At 65.6% G+C, this 15,717-nt stretch carries 14 protein-coding genes; 8 read left to right on the top strand and 6 right to left on the bottom strand.

Annotated features, from left to right (window positions below):
* The first annotated feature begins 4 nt into the window (after positions 1-4).
* From B6V74_RS11640 to B6V74_RS11615, 7 genes are all read left to right on the top strand, one after another.
* Positions 5-2,080 carry a type I secretion system permease/ATPase gene (locus tag B6V74_RS11640; RefSeq protein WP_088720464.1) on the top strand — a complete coding sequence of 692 codons (2,076 nt, stop codon included), beginning with the start codon at positions 5-7 and terminating at the stop codon, positions 2,078-2,080.
* Entirely contained in the window at positions 2,077-3,429 is a 1,353-nt protein-coding gene (locus B6V74_RS11635; protein WP_075775766.1) for an HlyD family type I secretion periplasmic adaptor subunit, read from the top strand. The genes B6V74_RS11640 and B6V74_RS11635 overlap by 4 nt, the downstream gene beginning before the upstream one ends.
* A 244-nt stretch (positions 3,430-3,673) precedes the next feature.
* Positions 3,674-3,961: a FeoA family protein gene (locus B6V74_RS11630; protein WP_075775765.1), complete on the top strand. Its 288-nt coding sequence runs from the start codon at positions 3,674-3,676 to the stop codon at positions 3,959-3,961.
* On the top strand, positions 3,958-5,865 hold the full coding sequence (locus B6V74_RS11625; RefSeq protein ID WP_088720466.1) for a ferrous iron transporter B: 1,908 nt from the start codon (positions 3,958-3,960) through the stop codon (positions 5,863-5,865). Before B6V74_RS11630 ends, B6V74_RS11625 begins: the two co-directional genes overlap by 4 nt.
* Positions 5,866-5,979: 114 nt before the next feature.
* Positions 5,980-6,627, top strand: coding sequence for a HupE/UreJ family protein (locus B6V74_RS11620; RefSeq protein WP_088720467.1), 648 nt, complete (start codon positions 5,980-5,982; stop codon positions 6,625-6,627).
* Positions 6,617-7,417 carry a hypothetical protein gene (locus tag B6V74_RS18995; protein WP_168184221.1) on the top strand — a complete coding sequence of 267 codons (801 nt, stop codon included), beginning with the start codon at positions 6,617-6,619 and terminating at the stop codon, positions 7,415-7,417. Before B6V74_RS11620 ends, B6V74_RS18995 begins: the two co-directional genes overlap by 11 nt.
* A complete protein-coding gene (locus B6V74_RS11615) occupies positions 7,414-8,004 on the top strand; it encodes a DUF1007 family protein (RefSeq protein WP_168184220.1) in 591 nt (196 codons plus the stop codon). The genes B6V74_RS18995 and B6V74_RS11615 overlap by 4 nt, the downstream gene beginning before the upstream one ends.
* A 131-nt stretch (positions 8,005-8,135) precedes the next feature.
* On the opposite strand, the gene B6V74_RS11610 is transcribed toward B6V74_RS11615, so the two are convergent.
* Together B6V74_RS11610 and B6V74_RS11605 are read right to left on the bottom strand one after the other, a co-directional pair.
* On the bottom strand, positions 8,136-9,251 hold the full coding sequence (locus B6V74_RS11610) for a CaiB/BaiF CoA-transferase family protein (protein WP_088722878.1): 1,116 nt from the start codon (positions 9,249-9,251) through the stop codon (positions 8,136-8,138).
* A complete protein-coding gene (locus B6V74_RS11605; RefSeq protein WP_088722877.1) occupies positions 9,251-10,471 on the bottom strand; it encodes an acyl-CoA dehydrogenase in 1,221 nt (406 codons plus the stop codon). The genes B6V74_RS11610 and B6V74_RS11605 overlap by 1 nt, the downstream gene beginning before the upstream one ends.
* A gap of 133 nt (positions 10,472-10,604) precedes the next feature.
* On the opposite strand from B6V74_RS11605, the gene B6V74_RS11600 reads away from it, so the two are divergent.
* Complete coding sequence (locus B6V74_RS11600; RefSeq protein WP_088722876.1) at positions 10,605-11,495, top strand: LysR substrate-binding domain-containing protein; 891 nt, start codon at positions 10,605-10,607, stop codon at positions 11,493-11,495.
* Here B6V74_RS11600 and B6V74_RS11595 read toward each other — a convergent pair.
* The 4 genes from B6V74_RS11595 to puuE form a co-directional block, all read right to left on the bottom strand.
* Entirely contained in the window at positions 11,492-12,619 is a 1,128-nt protein-coding gene (locus B6V74_RS11595) for a zinc-dependent alcohol dehydrogenase family protein (RefSeq protein WP_088722875.1), read from the bottom strand. The two genes, B6V74_RS11600 and B6V74_RS11595, sit on opposite strands and share 4 nt — an antisense overlap.
* Before the next feature lie 76 nt (positions 12,620-12,695).
* Entirely contained in the window at positions 12,696-13,184 is a 489-nt protein-coding gene (locus B6V74_RS11590) for an ureidoglycolate lyase (RefSeq protein WP_088722874.1), read from the bottom strand.
* Between the two features lie 76 nt (positions 13,185-13,260).
* Positions 13,261-14,094 carry a bifunctional allantoicase/(S)-ureidoglycine aminohydrolase gene (locus B6V74_RS11585; RefSeq protein WP_075775756.1) on the bottom strand — a complete coding sequence of 278 codons (834 nt, stop codon included), beginning with the start codon at positions 14,092-14,094 and terminating at the stop codon, positions 13,261-13,263.
* Complete coding sequence (gene puuE / locus B6V74_RS11580; RefSeq protein ID WP_088722873.1) at positions 14,094-15,509, bottom strand: allantoinase PuuE; 1,416 nt, start codon at positions 15,507-15,509, stop codon at positions 14,094-14,096. The genes B6V74_RS11585 and puuE overlap by 1 nt, the downstream gene beginning before the upstream one ends.
* Between the last annotated feature and the right edge of the window lie 208 nt (positions 15,510-15,717).

Raw genomic sequence — 15,717 nt, 5'->3', positions numbered from 1 at the left:
TTCGATGAAAGACAGGACTGACGACGCCGCCGGGGGGCAGGCGACCCGCCAAGATGGTCATGACGCGATGGCTCGGAACGTGGATCCGCCGCAGGCCGATCCGACAGACAAACGGCAGGCGCAAACCGCGACGGGCGACGGTCCCGGGGCGAAAGCGCGCGCCGACGAAACCGGTGCGGAGGGGACTGTCGAGACAGTCGCCGCCCGGACGGAGGGTGGTGCTGACGCCCGAAAGGAGGCGGGTCGTGTCCCCGCGCAAAATGCCTCCGGCTCCCCACCGGCGCCACCCTCCACCCCAGCCTTTCACAAGCGCCTCGGCCCGGTGGATTTCACCCGCACGCTGCATGACATGAAAAAGCGGCTGCGCGTGAACATGGCCTTCGTCGTGCTGATGACCTGCGCCACGAATATCCTGATCCTCGCGGTGCCGATCTACCTGTTCCAGATTTCCGATCGGGTCTTCACCTCGCGCTCGACCGACACGCTGGTGATGCTGACCATCGTGATTGCCGGGGCGATCGTCGTGCAGACGCTGCTCGACGCGGTACGTCGGCTGGTACTGATGCGCTCGGCGGTGGATGTGGCCGCGCGGCTCGGCGCACCGGTCCTGTCGGCTGCAGCGCAGGCTTCGCTGCATTCCAACGGGCGCGAATATCAGGTTCTGGGCGATCTCAACGCGCTGCGGAGCTTCCTTGTCTCCGGCACGCTGCTGTCCTTCCTGGACGTGCCCTTCGCGCCGATCTTCGTGCTTGCGGTCTTCCTGATCCACCCGCATCTCGGCACGATCGTGGTCGTGACCGCATTGATCCTTATGCTGTTTGCCTGGATCAACCAGAAGATCACTTCGGACGGCTTCAGCCGTGCCAATATCGCGCAGACCCGGGCGAACCTGCACCTGGAGTCGATGTCGCGCAACAGCCAGATCATCAACGCGATGGCGATGATCCCCGAAGCCGTGTCGATCTGGGGTCGCGATACCGCCGCCTCCCTGCGCGCGCAGACCGAGGCGCAGGATCGCAACGTCTTCACCGCCTCCGCGTCGCGGATGTTCCGCCTGTTCACCCAGATCGGGATGCTGGGCTGGGGCGCCTATCTCGCGCTCGATGGGCAGATCACGGGCGGCATGGTGATCGCCGCCTCGATCGTCGCGGGCCGTGCGCTCGCGCCGATCGAAGGCGCGATCGAGGGATGGAACTCCTTCCTGCTGGCACGCGGCGCCTATGATCGGGTCGGCCAGCTTCTGGCCTCCGCCAAGACCCGCAACGACAAGCTGCGCCTGCCCAAGGTGGAAGGACGGCTCGATATCGAGCGTCTCCTCTATGTTCCGCAAGGCACCAAGCATGTCGTGCTGAACGCGCTGACCTTCTCGCTCGCGCCCGGCGACCAACTGGCGATCATCGGCAATTCGGGTGCCGGCAAGACGACGCTCGGCAAGATGCTGGTGGGATCGGTGCTGCCGACCTCGGGAGCTGTGCGGCTCGACCTGATGGACATCCGCAATTGGGACCCGCGGCAATTCGGCGAAAGCATCGGCTATCTGCCGCAGGACGTGCAGCTCTTCCCGGGCACCATCAAGCAGAACATCGCCCGGATGCGGGAGGATGCGAGCGACGCCGCGATCCATCGCGCCGCCGCGCTCGCCGATGTGCACGAGATGATCGCCTCGCTGCCGCAGGGTTACGAGACGGTCGTCAGCTCCGACGGCTCGCCGCTATCGGGCGGACAGAAACAGCGGATCGGTCTGGCGCGCGCCTTCTTCGGCGATCCGAAGTTCGTGGTGCTGGACGAGCCGAACTCGAACCTAGACACGCAAGGCGACGCGGCCCTCGTGCGCGCGCTCGGTCATGCCAAGGCCAACGGGATCACGGTGGTCGTGGTCACGCAGAAACCCTCGCTGCTCAGCGCGGTCGACAAGATCATGCTGCTCAACGACGGCAATATCGCGATGTTCGGCTGGCGCGACCAGATGCTCGCAGAGCTGGAGCGGCGCAAGCAGGCCAAGGCCCAGCAGGTGCAGCAACAACGTGCAGCGGCGCAGAACGTCGCCGCGACCGCCCCGATGCAAGGAGCCCCGGCATGACACTCCTTCTGACCAACCCGCTCAACTCCCACGAGACCCCCGACTGGTCGACCGAGGTCCCGCGCAGCATCAAGACGCTGGTCATCGTCGGGCTGACGATCTTCGCGATGGCCTTTGGCGGCTTCGGCGTCTGGGCCTTCAGCGCCCCGCTCGCCGCCGCCGTCATGGCGCCGGGCTCTTTCGTGGCCACGGGCCGCAACAAGATGATCCAGCACCTCGAAGGCGGAATCATCAAGGAGATCAATGTCTCCGAGGGCGATTTCGTCACCGCGGGGCAACCGCTCCTGCGCCTCGACGAGACCTCGGCGCTCGCCAATGAACGCGCGCTATTCCTGCGCCGCGCGCGACTGGAATCGATGGAGGCCCGGATACAGGCCGAATATGACGGCTGGCGCGAACTGGTCTTCCCGAAATGGCTGCAGGACGCCCGGCGCGACGTGGAAATCGCCGCGATGATGGATTCCCAACGCCTCGCCTTTGATGTGACGAAAGCGAAAGTGCAAAGCGAGTTGGACCTGCTGGCGCGCAACATCGCCGCGATGGAGAGCCGTTCGGAAGGCTACCGCGCGCAGCTGATCGCCGCGGAGGCCCAGCGCGACCTGCTGGCCGAGGACCATGAGAGCAAGGCGAAACTCTTCGAGAGCGGGCTGATCCGGCGAACCGAGCTGAACGCGCTACTGCGCGCTCTGGCCGATGCGGAAGGGCAGATCGGCCGCCTCAAGGCGGAGATCGGCGAGAGCGAGGAGATGCGCGCGAAATACCAGGCGCAGACCAAGCAGACGATCGAGACCCACAAGCAGGCCGCGCTCGACGAGTTGGAGACCGTGCAGGCGGAACTCGATTCCGTACGCGAGCAAGAGCGCAAGGCGACCTCCATCCTGAAGCGCGTGGTGATCGAAAGCCCGGTTTCCGGTACCGTGGTGCGGCTGAACTATTCCGGCGCGGGCGGCGTGATCGAGGCGGGCAAGGTCATCGCCGAGATCCTGCCCTCGGAAGCCCCGCTCATCATCGAGACGATGATCGCGCGCACCGATATCGACGCGATCAAGGTCGGACAGGAAGCGTCGGTGCGGCTCTCGGCGCTCAACCAGCGCACGACGCCGATCCTGATTGGGGAGGTCTATTACATCTCCGCCGACGCGATCGTGGAGCGCTCGGGCGAACATCCCCGCGAGGTCTATATCGCCCGCATCCGCCTGCCCGCCTCGGAGCTGCGCCGGGTACCGGGCTTCGCGCCGATGCCCGGGATGCCGGTGGAAGTGATGATCCAGACCGCGTCGCGGACCTTCGCCCAATACATCGCGAAACCAGTGGTGGATTCGATGAACCGTGCTTTCCGCGAGCATTGAGAGGTCGATCCGACGGAAAACCGGCGTGAAGGCGTCGCTCTCGAGGGCGCGGCACCGTTCTCCTTCAGCCTAACGAATTCATGGGCTTACGCCACAGTTTAGACTCCTTCTAAATTCCTGAGTAAAATAATCGATCACGAAGGCGGGAAAATACCAGACTTCATTTGTCAGAGATCAATTTCCAGACTATCTCCTGACGATAGGAAGCGAAGACCGACTCGCGACCCATCACGGAGGTGCCCTCATGAAGGCCAGCCCTATCGAGAACGAAACCTGCAAATGCGCACTGCCGCTTGGCCAGTGCCGTCGCGGGTTCCGGGGCACTCTGGTCTCTGTCTGCCCGCTGGCCGGGAAGGACGGCTATGACGCGGACGAGCTGGAACTGCGCCTGCTGGAGCTTGGCTTCATCGAGGGCGCGTCGGTCCACATCCTTCACGAAGGTCCGTTCGGTCGCGATCCTATCGCGGTGCGCGTGAACGACACCACCGTCGCTCTGCGGCGTGCCGAGGCGATGGCCATCCTCGCGGAATGACGTCGGCTCCTGCCATAAACCAGCCCAAAGCCCCGCAGACCGATCCCGACGCCCAGCCGATCGAGGCCGCGCTGGTCGGTGCGCCGAATTGCGGCAAGACCGCGCTGTTCAACGCGATGACCGGTGCGACGCAGAAGGTTGGCAATTATTCCGGCGTGACCGTGGAGCGCAAAGTCGGCGTGGCGACCACGCCTGCGGGGCGCAAGTTCGCGCTGATCGACCTGCCCGGCACCCATAGCTTGCGCGCCCGTTCTCCGGACGAGGAAGTGACCCGCGACGTGCTGCTGGGCCAGCGCCCGGGAGAGCGCGTCCCCGACATGATCCTCGCGGTGGGCGATGCGACCAACCTGCGCGGCGCGCTGCGCCTGGTCTCGGAACTGAAGAAGATCGGCCTGCCGATCGTGATGATCCTCAACATGATCGACATCGCGCGCCATCGCGGCTTGCAGATCGACCATGTCGCGCTGAGCGAGGAACTGGGCATCCCGGTGATCCCGGCCACTGCCGTCCGCCGCGGCGGGCTCGACGAGTTGTGGTCCAAGGTGGATCCGATGCTGGAAGCCGGCCTCGACGACCCGCAACCCTCTAGCTGGGCGGTTCCGAGTACGCATGACATGCGGGTCTCGATGCGCGAGGCGGAACGGCTGGTGAAGACCCACGTCATCCGCCCGCCCGAGCCGGACACGATTTCCGCCAAGATCGACCGCGTGGTGCTGAACCCGATCGCGGGGCCGATCATCCTGCTGGCGATCCTCTTCGTGATGTTTCAGGCCGTCTTTTCCTGGGCCGCGCCCTTCATGGATGCGATCGACTGGGCGTTCAGTTCGCTGGGCGCGCTGGTGACGCAAGTGATGCCCGAAGGGCTGGTGCAAAGCTTCATCTCGGACGGTTTGATCGCGGGCATCGGCTCGGTCATCATCTTTCTTCCGCAGATCCTGTTCACCTTCCTCTTCATCCTGCTGCTGGAAGATTTCGGCTACATGGCGCGGGCGGCCTTCCTGATGGACCGGATCATGGGCCGCGCCGGGCTGAACGGGCGCGCTTTCATCCCGCTTCTGTCGAGCTTCGCCTGCGCGATCCCCGGCATCATGGCCGCGCGGGTGATCGACAATAAACGCGACCGGCTGACGACGATCCTCGTCGCGCCGCTGATGACCTGCTCGGCGCGCATTCCCGTCTACACGCTGATCATCGCCGCCTTCATCCCCAACACGAAAGTGCTCGGCGGGCTGAGCCTGCAGGGGCTGGTCATGTTCGGTCTTTATGCGGCTGGCGTGTTCTCGGTTCTCACAGTGGCCTTCGTCGCGCGGCATCTCTTCGCACGTGAAGAGCGCTCGGCGCCACTGATGCTCGACCTGCCCGACTACAAGATGCCGATCCTGCGCAATATTGCGCTGGGGCTCTACCAGCGCGCACGGGTCTTCCTGCGCCGGGCCGGCACGGTGATTTTCTGGGCGATGGTGGTGATCTGGTTCCTGTCGACCTTCCCGATGGCCCCCGAGGGCGCGACGCAACCGGCGATCAACTATTCCTTCGCCGCGATGATCGGCCACTTCGTCGCGCCGATCCTCGCGCCTTTGGGCTTCAACTGGCAGATCGCCGTGGCGCTGGTGCCGGGCATGGCCGCCCGCGAAGTCGCGGTCGCAGGGTTAGCCACGGTCTACGCGGTGGGCGGCGAGAACGGCCTGATCCACACGCTTACCGATCAGTGGAGCCTCGGCACCGCGCTGGCGTTGCTCGCATGGTATATCTTCGCACCGCAATGCATCTCCACGCTGGCGGTTATCCGGCGCGAGGCGGGTTCGGCGAAGTGGATGTGGGTCGCGGTGGTCTACATGTTCGCGCTGGCCTATCTCGCGGCTTTCGCGACCTACCAGATCTCGGCCCTCCTCGGCGCGGGCTGAGCCCTCGCGCACCCTTCAATCGATGGTGAGACGCGGTGAACGCTTTGCCGCCTTGAGTTTCGCGCGACGATCCGGAAGATGCCGCTCGACAGTCACGGGACAGAGAGCCTCCGCATGATCCATCGCCGCCTTGCCGCCCTCTTGGGCCTCGTCGCCCTGATGCTGCCGCAGGTGGCCGCCGCCCACATCACCGCGACCGGCTCGGGCGGTTTCACCGCAGGGTTCGAGCATCCGCTCTCGGGCTATGACCATTTCCTCGCGATGTTCGCGGTGGGCCTCTGGGGCGCGCAGATGGGTGGACGTCAGGTCTGGCAATTGCCGGTGACCTTCCCGCTGATCATGGTCGTAGGTGGCGTGATCGGCATTCTCGGCCTGCCGCTGCCCGGCATCGAGATCGGGATCGCGCTGTCGATCGTAGTTCTCGGCCTCGCCATCGCCACCGCATGGAAGCCCTACGAATGGATAGCGCTCGCGATCATCTCGGTCTTCGCGCTTTACCACGGTTACGCACATGGGGCAGAGCTGCCGATGGCCGCCGACCCGGCAGATTTCGCGATCGGCTTCGTGCTGGCGACCGGGATGATCCACGTGATCGGGGTCGGCGTGGGTCTCGTCCTCGACCCGATCCGGGGTGGTCAGCTCTCGCGCGGGCTGGGCGCGATCATCGCTGTGGTCGGGCTCGGCTTCCTTGCGCTGGCACTGGGTTACCTGCAATCTCAGCTCGGGTTCCTGCAAGGTGGGCTGAGCCTCTTTGGCCATTGACGTATCGCATAACCGTTCCGGCCTTAGCTGGCTGCGTCACCTCTGGGTGCTGGCCGGGCTGACCGCTCTGATCGTGCTGGCGCTGATCCCGCCTGCGGACCGCGGCGAGACCGGGGCGTGGCTGATACGCGACGCGCTCGCGATCGAGCGGCTGTTCCCGCTATTCGGCTTCGGGATCGCGCTGGCCTTGGTCGGGCGGCGCGCTGCACTGATCGCGGCGCTGCTCTGGGCCGTCGGGATCGCGCTCGGCTTCACCTTCCGCATCGAGCTGATGGCCACGTTGCAACAACTCCCCGGCGCGATCACGCATCACTTCCTGACCATGCCGATCTCGGCCATCGCCATCGGTGCCACGCTGGCGCTTGGGCGCTGGTCGCGGCCCGTGCTGATCGTGCCAGCGGGACTTGTTCTGGGGGTGATGTATGCGCTCTCGGTGAAATTGTCCGACCCGAGCTATGGCGGTGCGCCTTGGGTCTTCCTCGCCGGGATCGGCCTGGGCATCTGGCTGATCGGCGCGGTCTATCTGGTGCTGCGCAGCTGGCAGGCGCAATGGTTCGAGATAGCAGGCCGGATCGTCGGCAGCTGGCTGGTCGCGATCGGACTGCTTTACGGAGGCGTCGCACTGATGGGCGGCAAGCTGAAGCCGAAGAATGCAGATCCTTCGACCGCCGCCTCGGAGAACGCGCCCGCGGCAGAAACCGCAGTGCCCGAGGCCGATGCTTTCCCCAGCTTCGGCGCGCCGCCGCCCGCCGCCCCGCCCGGCAGCAAGAAACCGGATTTCCAACCATGATCCGCAGCACCGTTCTCACCCTCGCCGGTCTGATCGGGCTGCTGCCGGGGCTCGCGAACGCCCACCCGGAAGACGAAATCCTGATCCGTCTGCTTGTCGGCATGGAGAGCGGCAAAGTCACCCATATCGGCGAGAGTTGGACCTTCGATCCGACCGTGTCCGACTGGCTGATCCAGAGTTTCGACAAAAATGGCGACGGGGCCTTCACCGGAGACGAGCTGGCGCCGCTGCAAGACGCGGCGAAGCAGAATTCGGAAGGCTCGTTCTTCTACACCCGGTTCTGGAAAGGGGCCGAGCAACTGCCCGATCCCCAGATCTACGGCTTTCAGGCGACGGTGAAGGATGGGGCCGTCACGATGGCCTTCGCGCTCGCCCTGCCCCAAGCCGAGAACCCGAACGATCTGCGCATCGAGATGTATGACCCCGAGAACCTGACTGGACTGGTGCCGGTGAAATCGGACCCGGTGGTGATCCGCGGCTTGGCCGACGGCGCGACCTGCGTGCCGAACGTGTCGGTCAACCAACCCGATGTGCATGGCGGGCCGGACAATATCCCGATCGCGCTGACGCTGGCTTGCAGCGGGTGAACTTGGAGGGGGCGCTGCCCCCGCGCTGATGGCCCTTCGCTTGCGCTTCGGGCGTTCGGCGGGGCGTCCTTCCACTGGAAGGCCGCTGATCCCGCCTCACCCCCCGGGATATTTCCACCAAGAGGAAGAGGCTAGTCGGCCTTTAATTTCGGAGCAGGTTTTGGTTCCGCCAAGGGCGTGTCCGAAAAACGGATCGGCGTGCGGATGCCGGGGATACCCTCGGCCTCGACCCGCATTCCGCGCGCCTCCACCTGCGGATCGGCGAAGACCTGATCGACGGAGTTGATCGGGCCCGCGGGGACCGTCGCCTTTTCGAGCGCCGCGAGCAGGTCGGCACGCGGCCATTGCGCGAGCGCTGGCAGAAGCGTTTCGCGCATCGCCGCGCGATTGGCGACGCGCGCCTCGTTCGTGGCGAAGTCAGGATTGGCTGCGAGGTCGAGGCCCAGCACCTCGCAAAGCCGCCGGAACTGCCCGTCATTACCGACCGCGAGGATCAGATCGCCATCCTTGGCACTGACGACCTCGTAGGGCGCGATGTTTGGATGCGCATTGCCCAGACGCTGCGGCGCATTGCCGGTCGCGAGAAAGTTCATCCCCTGATTGGCGAGCACGCCCACCGCGCAATCCAGAAGCGCCATGTCGACCAACTGCCCGCGCCCGGTGCGCGCCCGTGCGGCCAGCGCCGCCTGAATGCCGATCACCGCGTAAAGCCCGGTGAAGATGTCCGCGAAGGCAACGCCCACCTTTTGCGGCTGGCCTTGCGGGTCGCCGGTCAGGTCCATCCAGCCAGCCATGCCCTGGATCAGGAAGTCATAGCCCGCACGGCTCGCGTAAGGGCCGTCCTGCCCGAAACCGGTGATCGAGCAATAGACGAGACGCGGATTGATCGCGGAAAGGCTCTCGTAATCGAGGCCGTATTTCTTCAGCCCACCGAGCTTGAAGTTCTCGATCACCACATCCGCGTCCTTGACCAGATCGCGCACGATCTTCTGGCCTTGCTCGGTACGGAAATCGGCGACGACCGAAATCTTCCCGCGATTGGTGGCGTGGAAATAGGCGGCCGAGCGACCCTCCGGCCCGTCGCCTTCGCGCGCGATGAAGGGCGGGCCCCAGCGGCGGGTATCGTCGCCCTCGGGCGCTTCGACCTTGATCACTTCCGCGCCAAGATCGGCCAGCACCTGACCGGCCCAGGGACCGGCCAGAATCCGCGCCAGTTCGACGACTTTCACACCTTCCAGCGGGGCCATCAGAAGAAGGCCTGCAGGCCCGTCTGCGCACGACCCAGGATCAGCGCGTGCACGTCATGGGTGCCCTCGTAGGTGTTCACCGTCTCGAGGTTGACCATGTGGCGGATCACCTGAAACTCGCCCGAAATGCCGTTGCCGCCATGCATGTCGCGGGCCATCCGCGCGATGTCCAGCGCCTTGCCGCAATTGTTGCGCTTGATGAGCGAGATCATCTCGGGGGCGGCATCGGCTGCGTCCATCAGGCGGCCCACTTGCAGCGCGGCGTGCAGGCCCAGCGTGATTTCGGTCTGCATGTCTGCGAGCTTCTTCTGGAACAGTTGCGTCTGCGCGAGAGGCTTGTTGAACTGTTTGCGATCGAGGCCGTATTGGCGCGCGGCGTGCCAGCAGAACTCGGCCGAGCCCATCACGCCCCAGGCGATACCGTAGCGCGCACGGTTGAGGCAGCCGAACGGACCTTTCAGCCCCTCGACATGCGGCAGCAGCGCGTCTTCCCCGACCTCGACGCCGTCCATGACGATCTCGCCGGTGATCGACGCGCGAAGCGACAGCTTCTGCCCGACCTTCGGCGCGCTCAGCCCCTTCATGCCCTTCTCCAGCACGAAGCCGCGGATCTTGCCGCCATGGGCTTCGGACTTCGCCCAGACGACGAAGACATCCGCGATCGGCGAGTTGGTGATCCACATTTTCGAGCCGGTGAGGCGGTAGCCACCGTCGGTCTTCTCGGCGCGGGTCTTCATGCCCGCCGGGTCCGAGCCCGCATCGGGTTCGGTCAGGCCGAAACAGCCGATCCACTCGCCCGAGGCCAGCTTCGGCAGATATTTCTGCCGCTGTTCCTCCGAGCCATAGGCGTAGATCGGATACATCACGAGGCTCGATTGCACCGACATCATCGAGCGGTAGCCGCTATCGACGCGCTCGATCTCGCGCGCGATCAGGCCGTAGGACACGTAGCCCGCGCCGATCCCGCCATATTCCTCGGGGATGGTCGCGCCCAAGAGGCCCATCTCGCCCATCTCGCGGAAGATCGCGGTGTCGGTGGTCTCGTTCTCGAAGGCCTCGATCACGCGCGGTTGCAGCTTGTCCTGCGCATAGGCGCGGGCCGCATCGCGCAGCATCCGCTCCTCTTCGCTCAGCTGGGTTTCCAGACGCAGCGCGTCGTCCCAGGTGAACTTGCCCAGATCGGGGGCATCCTTGGCTTTGAGCGTGGGGCGGTCGGTCATGGCGGTCCTCGGGATCTGTCTTTCGTTGCGTCGAACTCTAGGCATCGTGCCGCGCGGCGCAAACGATTAAATTTGCGAAGATGATGAGTTTTGCGCATGATCCAGCAAGACACAGCGGAGCACCCTCGCGACCATGCGCAAAAGCTACACTCCTACGATCAACGAGCTGCAGGCCTTCGCAGCTTGCGCGCGCTTCGGCACGACGACGCGGGCGGCAGCGGAGTTGAACCTGACGCAATCGGCGGTGTCGCGCTCGCTCGGGACGTTGGAGGAACGGCTGGGCGTGGCCCTGTTCGACCGGGTGCGCAAGCGGCTGTCTCTGTCGCCGGCAGGTCAGGTTTTCCTTGCGCAGGCAGAAGAAATCCTTGGTCAGATCGACCGGGCCGCGATGGGGGCGATGGCCTTCGGCGGCGCGCGCGCGGTGCTGCGCATGGCCGTGCTGCCGAGCTTTGCGCGGTCGTGGCTGATTCCGCGATTGGCCGGGTTCGAGGCCGCGCAGCCGGAGGTGAGCCTCGATCTCAGTGCGCGACTGCTGCCGGTGGATTTCGCGCGGGAGCCATTCGACCTGGCAATCATGCGCTCCAGGCATGAACAGGCGGGGGCCGAGGTCGAAAATCTCGTTGCGGAGGAATTGATCGTCGTGGCCGCGCCGCACCTGATGACGGGGCGCGCGGAATTGGAGGACGACGCGCTGCTGGCGCTGCCCCTCTTGCAGCAGTCGACGCGCCCGACGCTCTGGCTCGACTGGTTCCGCGAGAGCGGGCGCGACGCGCGGCATATCCTCCGCGGCGCGCGGTTCGATCATTTCGACATGATCCTCGATGCGGCGAGCGCGGGCATGGGGCTGGGGCTGGTGCCCGCGATCATCGCGCAAGGGGCGCTGGCCTCGGGGCGGCTGGTGCAGGCGACGCCGCGCCGGTTTGCCACCGGTGAGAATTACGCGCTGATCCTGCCCGAGCGCGCGCGGGAGGCGCCGCATGTCAGCGCCTTCCGCGATTGGTTGCGGGCCGAGATCGGCGCTTAGTCGAAGACGATGACCTGCCGGATCGCCTCGCCCGCGGCGAGCCGCTCGAAACCTTCGTTGATGTCTTCGAGCTTTAGGCGATGGGTCATCAGGTCCGGGATCGGCAGTTGCCCTTGCACCATCATCTGCGCGAAACGCGGGATGTCGCGGACCGGCACGCAGGAGCCCATGTAGGACCCCTTCAGCGCATGTTCGTTCGCCGTCAGCGACACGGCCGGGATCGTGAACTCCGCCTTCGGGTTCGGCAGGCCCGCCGTGACGGTCGTGCCGCCACGCCGGGTGATGGCATAGGCGAATTGCAGCGCCGGAGCCGCGCCAGCCAGCTCCACCGCGAGATCGACGCCGCCGCCGGTAAGGTCGCGCAGTTTCTGCACCGCGCCTTCCTCGGTCGGGTCGATGGCATGGGTCGCGCCAAGCTTGAGAGCGAGGTCGCGTTTGTCCTTGGCCAAATCGACCGCGACCAGTGTGCGCGCGCCTGCCGCGACCGCGCCAAGAAGCCCCGCGAGGCCGACGCCGCCAAGGCCGATGATCGCGCAGCTTTGCCCGGTCTTCAGCCCGCCCGAATTCAGCACCGCGCCGACGCCGGTCAGCACCGCGCAGCCCAGCAGCGCGGCTTGGTCGAGGGGGATCGATTTGTCGATCTTCACGCAGGACGCCTCGGAGACGACTGCGTAATCCGAGAAGGCCGACACGCCGATATGGTGGTTCACTTGCTCGCCCGCGACCGAGATGCGTTTCGATCCGGTGATCAGGCTACCCTTACCCGCCGCGACCGCGGCCGGCTCGCAAAGCGCGGGCCGCCCCTCGGCGCAGGGCACGCAATGGCCACAGGACGGCGCGAAGACGAGGACCACGTGATCGCCGGGCGCGAAGCGCGTGACATGGGGACCGACGGCCTCGACAACGCCCGCCGCCTCGTGACCCAGCGCCACAGGCATGTCGCGCGGGCGGTCGCCGTTGATGACGGAGAGGTCCGAGTGGCACAGACCCGCCGCGGACATCTTGATCAGCAACTCGCCCGGGCCGGGATCGTCCAGCTCTGCCTCGACGATCTCCAGCGGCTGGCTGTCGGTATAGGGGCGCGCCTTGCCCATCTCGCGCAAAAGTGCGATCCGCGTTTTCATTCTTGCTCCTCCCCAAATCGATTTGGCGCAGATTGGGAAAGATCGGCGGAAGTGTCCATGCCTCTTTGACGATGCGTCACACGGTGACGGTGAAGGGAGCGTCCAGCGGATGTTCTTCGAGGTTCGCGGTTTCGCCAATCCGGTCCACCACGGCGAAGAGACCGGGCGCTGCGAGCGGCGTCAGTACACCGTGCCACGTCCCGCGATGGAGGTTGATGCCCTGCGCGCCGTCGGTCAGGAAAGCACGCGGCGTGCCGGGCTTGCCGCCTGCGTCCGGTGCCACGATCACGAGGAACGGGTCCGCGCTCATCGGGAGGAAGGCCTGCGAGCCTTCGGGGTGCCGCTCCAGCAGGTCACAAAGATAGGGCAGCGTTCGCGGCTCCGCCTTGAAGATCGAGAGTCCGGCGCGCCCGCCGGACTCCGCCCCGAAATCAAGCTGTGCGCGATCATGGTAGCGCCCGCAGAGCCCGGCATTGATAAGCTTGTCGGGCGCGCCGGACGCCTCGAGCACATCTCCGAACGGGGCAAACGCCTCGGGTGTCAGCGGTTCGGCCTTGATCTGCATGGCGCCTCCGGGTTCGGGCGGAAGAAAGGGGGCGCTGCCCCCTCACCCCCGGGATATTTCGACCAAGCCGAAAGGGTCAGCTCGAGATGGGCGAGCCGAGCTTCGGGTGGCGGTTCACGTCCTTGTAGAGCAGGTAGCGGAACGGACGGCGACCGGCGGCGTAGCAGGCCTGCGGGCAGAAGCTCCGCAGCCACATGAAGTCTCCCTCCTCGACCTCGATCCAGTCCTGGTTCAGCAGGTAGACTCCGCGGCCCTGCAGCACGTAGATGCCGTGCTCCATGACGTGGGTTTCCGCGAAGGGGATGGTGCCGCCCGGCATGAAGGTCACGATATTGACATGCATGTCGTGGCGCAGATCGTTCGGATCGACGAAGCGCGAGGTCGACCAGTAGCCCGAGGTGTTGGGCATCTCGAGCGGCGGCTTGTCCTGATCGGCGGTGACGAAGCTTTCCGGCGCGTCGATGCCGGGCACACGCTCGTAGCGTTTTCGGATCCAGACGAAGGTGCCGGGCGTGTCCTGATCGTTCGCGACCGACCATTGCGTGCCCGGCGCGAGATAGGCGTAGCCGCCGGCGTCCAGTTCGTGGCCAACGCCTTCGATCACGAGGCGGATGTGGCCAGCGAGCACGAAGATCACGCCCTGGCCCTCGGGATCGGGTTCGGGATTGTCCGAACCGCCGCCCGGCGCGACTTCGACGATCAGCTGCGCGAAGGTCTCGGCAAAGCCCGACAGCGGCCGCGCGAGCACCCAGGCGCGGGTGTTTTCCCAGCCCGGCATCAGCGAGATGGTGATGTCGGAGAGCACACCGCGCGGGATCACGGCGTAGGAGGTGTTGAATTGCGCGCGCTCGCGGGCGCGCTGGTTCTGATCGGGCAAACCGCCCGTCGGGGCGTAATAGGTGTATTCCATCAAAGGTCCATGGCGTTCAGGCGATGCCACGCGATCCGCTCGACCTGTTTGCAGGCCTCACGGAATTCCGTCTCGCGGCCCTGGTCAAGCCGGCGGCGGAAGGCGTGGAGGATTGACGCCTTGGTATTGTCTTTTACGGCGATGATGAAGGGGAAACCGAATTTTTCGGTATAGGCGGCGTTGAGCGCCTCGAACGTGGCGCGTTCCTCGTCGGTCAGCGCGTCGAGCCCGGCGCTCGCCTGTTCCGAGGTGCTTTCTGCGGTTAGACGTTTGGCCTGGGCGAGTTTTCCCGCGAGATCCGGGTGCGCGGTCAGCACGCCGAGACGCTCCGCCTCCGAAGCAGAGCGGAAGATGCGGACAAGCGCCGAGGCCATCCCTTCATGGCTGTCATGGGCCGGGCCCAGCTCCAGCTCGAAGGCTCGCTCGGCGATCCAGGGCGAATGTTCGTATATGCCGCCGAAGACTTCGACGAAACGGTCGCGGCTCATCTGGCTCGGGCGTTCGCGGCGCGTGTGGGGGTGGGTCGCGGCCCAATGCGCGGCGATCTCTCCACGGGTCGCGAACCAGACGCCCTCATGCGACAGCGCGTAATCGAGGAAGCGCTTCAGCCCCGCAACTTTTCCCGGCCGCCCGATCAGGCGGTTATGCAGGCCCACCGAGAACATCTTCGGCGCGCCGTCCATCCCTTCGGCATAGAGCGTGTCGAAACTGTCCCTGAGGTACTGGAAGAACTGCTCGCCCTCGATATAGCCGGGCGCCGTGGCAAAGCGCATATCGTTGGCTTCCAACGTGTAGGGGATCACGAGTTGGTCCCGCGCGCCCACTTCCAGCCAATAGGGCAGGTCGTCGTCATAAGTGTCGGAGATCCAGTCGAAGCCACCCTCTTCTGCGGTCAGCCGCACCGTGTTGGCCGAACAGCGCCCGGTATACCATCCGCGCGGACGCTCTCCGACGACCTCGGTATGCAGGCGGATAGCCTCGGCGATCTGGCGGCGTTCTTCGTCTTCCGCCATATCTTTGTGCTCGACCCATTTCAGGCCGTGCGAGGCGATCTCCCAGCCCGCTTCCTTCATCGCAGCGACCTGTTCCGGCGCGCGCGCCAGCGCGGTCGCGACCCCGTAGATCGTGAGTGGTACGTTCAGCCTGGTGAACAACCGGTGCAGCCGCCAGAAGCCTGCGCGCGCACCGTATTCGTAGATCGACTCCATGTTCCAGTGTCGCTGGCCGGGCCATTGCGCGGCGCCTGCGATATCGGACAGGAACGCCTCCGACGCCGCATCGCCGTGCAGGATATTGTTCTCGCCGCCCTCCTCGAAGTTGAGCACCATCGAGATCGCTACGCGCGCCTTTCCCGGCCATTGCGGATCTGGGGGCGTGCGGCCGTAGCCGCGCAGGTCGCGAGGGTAGCGGGTCATCGAATGGCTCCTGTCTTCGGGTCGAACCGGGACAAGAAAGAGCAAAATACGCGAAAGGGAAAGGGGGGCTGACCCGTCGCCGCAGGTCAGACCGCCGCGATGGTGGCCTCGACCGCCTTTTTCCACGCGGCGTAGCGGGCTTCGCGTGTGGCCTCGTCCATCTGCGGGGCGAAGTTGCGATCGAGCGCCCAGCCTTTGGCGAACTCTT

Source organism: Thioclava sp. F42-5 (assembly GCF_002213195.1).
GTDB lineage: Bacteria > Pseudomonadota > Alphaproteobacteria > Rhodobacterales > Rhodobacteraceae > Thioclava > Thioclava nitratireducens.
The sequence above is the reverse complement of the archived record's forward strand: the minus strand, read 5'-3'. Positions and strand labels throughout refer to the sequence as shown.